At 62.6% G+C, this 2,510-nt stretch carries 5 protein-coding genes; 2 read left to right on the forward strand and 3 right to left on the reverse strand.

Annotated elements, in window-relative coordinates; genetic code table 11:
• Together EOA27_RS41075 and EOA27_RS31640 are read left to right on the forward strand one after the other, a co-directional pair.
• The coding region (locus EOA27_RS41075) for a hypothetical protein (RefSeq protein WP_189562177.1) at window positions 1–224 on the forward strand (224 nt) is incomplete at its 5' end.
• Window positions 225–424: 200 nt separating this feature from the next.
• Entirely contained in the window at window positions 425–634 is a 210-nt protein-coding gene (locus EOA27_RS31640) for a hypothetical protein (RefSeq protein ID WP_126083394.1), read from the forward strand.
• 33 nt (window positions 635–667) lie between these two features.
• Here the strand turns inward: EOA27_RS31640 and EOA27_RS31645 are convergent, their stop codons facing one another.
• From EOA27_RS31645 to EOA27_RS31655, 3 genes are all read right to left on the reverse strand, one after another.
• Complete coding sequence (locus tag EOA27_RS31645; protein ID WP_127258132.1) at window positions 668–1,165, reverse strand: porin; 498 nt, start codon at window positions 1,163–1,165, stop codon at window positions 668–670.
• Window positions 1,166–1,182: 17 nt separating this feature from the next.
• A complete protein-coding gene (locus EOA27_RS31650; RefSeq protein WP_245467122.1) occupies window positions 1,183–1,632 on the reverse strand; it encodes a porin in 450 nt (149 codons plus the stop codon).
• Between the two features lie 385 nt (window positions 1,633–2,017).
• On the reverse strand, window positions 2,018–2,269 hold the full coding sequence (locus tag EOA27_RS31655; RefSeq protein WP_126083397.1) for a DUF2934 domain-containing protein: 252 nt from the start codon (window positions 2,267–2,269) through the stop codon (window positions 2,018–2,020).
• Window positions 2,270–2,510 lie beyond the last annotated feature (241 nt).

A 2,510-nucleotide genomic window follows, 5' to 3' on the forward strand; every position in this document is an offset into this window, starting at 1 on the left:
ACGATATCCGCTTCATCCGGCAGTATCTGAAGGTGATCGCCGAGAAGGACGAACGGCTGTCGACCGGCGCGCTTGTGCACGGCCGCGCCTATGTGGAGGCCTGCGCCGCCTGGCTGCCGGAGACGATGGCGCGGTATCTGCGAAACCTCAGGCTGATCAGCGAGTGCGAAAGCGCGATGATCGCGGCGGGGGTGAGGTTCGCCAAGTCGAGCGATGCCTGGTGAGGGCTTCCCTTTTCCCGTGCGGGGACCGAAGAAGCCCGCGCCGCAGACCCCTCAACCGGCCGGTTGCAACCCTCGGCTCATCGCCCCGGCAAATGCATCGTTTCACACAATCGCCAATTGGTGGACGCGGGTGAGCGGCCGGGCGTTAATTCCTGTCGGGTGAAGGAGGAATAGACGCATACCAGGGAGGAACACGTTTGATGCAACTGCAAATCGACATCGGCGCACTGCCCGAGGACCAGCCCTACGAAGTCACTTCATTTGCCAGAAAGCACGGACTGACGGTTCCTGTCGCGGATGCGGTGCTTTTCGCCAAGGGCCCGTCGCCCTCGCGGGCCGCCTGCGATACCGCGGCGCTTGCCCTTCTCTGCGCGGTCGCGCAATACGCCAGCAAGCAGGGAGGGCGCTAGCGATCGGCGGCGCCTTCCCTCTTCTTCCTCTTCCTACCAGCTGAACTGTAGCCCCGCATTGCCGCCGACCTGGCTGCCGGCGAAGGCGATGCCGAGCGTGCCGGTCAGGCGGCCGCCATGGAAGCCTTCGCTCAGCACGGCGGCGCCGGTGATGCCGAAGGCATTGGCGTCGCCGGCATTGCCCCAGTTGACGCGCAGGCCGAAATGCTCGCCCTGCGCGAGATCGGGCGCGGCGAGCGCGGCCGAGATCGAGGCGTTCTCGAAGGCGCGGGTGATGCGATTGTCGATGTCGTCGACATGGGCGGCCAATGCCGTCTTGCCGGTGACCGTCGTGGTGCCGCCCTCACTATCATCGACCGTTTGCTTCGTCTCGCCAGTCTGGGCGTTGATGCAGGTTTCGGTGCCCGGGCTGTAATAGTAATTGATGCCATAGGCTTGACAGTACCTGAGATAGTCGACCGCAGCCTCGGATGGCGACGCAAGGAGCGTTGCCGCGCCGAGCATTGCCGGCGCAAGAAGATATCTGAACATGATGCCCCCGGCCGCTCTTACCAGGTCAACTGCAGGCCGGCATTGCCGCCGACCGTCTTGCCGGAGAAAGCAACGGCCGCGGCGCCGGCCAACCGACCGTTGCCGCCAGGCATGAACCCCTCGCCCAACACCGCCGCTCCGGTGATGCCCATGGCGTTGGACTGACCGGCATTGCCCCAATTGACGCGGACGCCGAAATGCTCGCCCTTGTTCAGATCCGGGCTGGCCAGCGACGACGCTACCGAGGCACCCTCGAAGGCACGCTGGATGCGGTGATCTATGTCCTCGACCTTGCTTGCCAGCGCGGTCTTACCGACGACCGTGCCGCCGTCGGTTTCGCGACGCGTCTCACCCGTCTGGGTATTGATGCAGGTTTCGGTACCTGGGCTGTAATAGTAGTTGGTGCCGTACTGATCGCAGACGCGCACATATTCGACCGGATGCGGTTCGTCAGCCAAGGCCGGCATGGCCCAGCCGCCTGTTCCGGCCAGAAACGCAAACGAAATTAGACGGTTGATGCCCCGCATACCTAGTCCCCAAGTTGAAAGCCCGGCGGAAAAACGCATGGCAAAGCGCGGCGAGTCAAGCGGCCGGTCCGACCAAAGTCCGACTTTTATTGGGTATATTGAAGGGACACACTCAGTGTTGCCGGGATGACACAGAGATAGTTCGGGATAGTCAGTAAACCTCTCTCGTTGCCAAGTCTATACATTAACAATTTCTAATATAAATGATCGCTATCTATTGCAAATCGGCGACGCTTCTCAGGATCGTCGAAGGGCCCGACATGGCCGCGCCCTCACCTTCCGGCGGATCGAAAGAGGCTTGGCGGCAAACGACCGCCCAAACGGCTCAGGCCTTGGCTTTCGGTTTGGCAGCCTTTGCCTTGGCGGGGGCCTTGGCGGGCTTTTCCGCCTTGGCGGCTTTCGGCTTCTCGACCTTGGCGACAGCCGCCTTCTTCGGAGCTTTCTTCGGCTTGCCTGCCGCGTCGATCTCGGCGGTCGCCTGGTTCCAGTGCTCTTCGTGAGCACCTTCGGGCCGGCCGGCCTGCTCCCAGATCTCGTGCGCGCGTTGGCGAATGCGTTCGTGCCTGTCGTCCGTCACTGTCGCCTCCTAAGGTTGGGACGGGTTCCCCGGCGCGAACACTAGCGGAATTTTGACGCGGCGTCTTCGGTATCACGCATATTCGACCGACTTAGGCGGCAAATTCGCTCAGTGGCCGTCGGTGACGACCGCGATGCCGAGATGCGCTGCCTTCTTTGTGATCAATCCGGCCAAATCCGCGTCAGAGCGGTCGGTCCCGGTGCGCTTCCGCAGCAGCGAAATTGCCTCCTGCATGGACAGT

The organism is Mesorhizobium sp. M2A.F.Ca.ET.037.01.1.1 (assembly GCF_003998075.1).
Lineage (GTDB): Bacteria > Pseudomonadota > Alphaproteobacteria > Rhizobiales > Rhizobiaceae > Mesorhizobium.

Bases quoted from the DNA above. Each gene is read 5' to 3' on its own strand.
- EOA27_RS31650 (WP_245467122.1), bottom strand. From the start codon at position 1,632: ATGCCGGCCTTGGCTGACGAACCGCATCCGGTCGAATATGTGCGCGTC.
- EOA27_RS31645 (WP_127258132.1), bottom strand. From the start codon at position 1,165: ATGTTCAGATATCTTCTTGCGCCGGCAATGCTCGGCGCGGCAACGCTC.
- EOA27_RS31640 (WP_126083394.1), top strand. From the start codon at position 425: ATGCAACTGCAAATCGACATCGGCGCACTGCCCGAGGACCAGCCCTAC.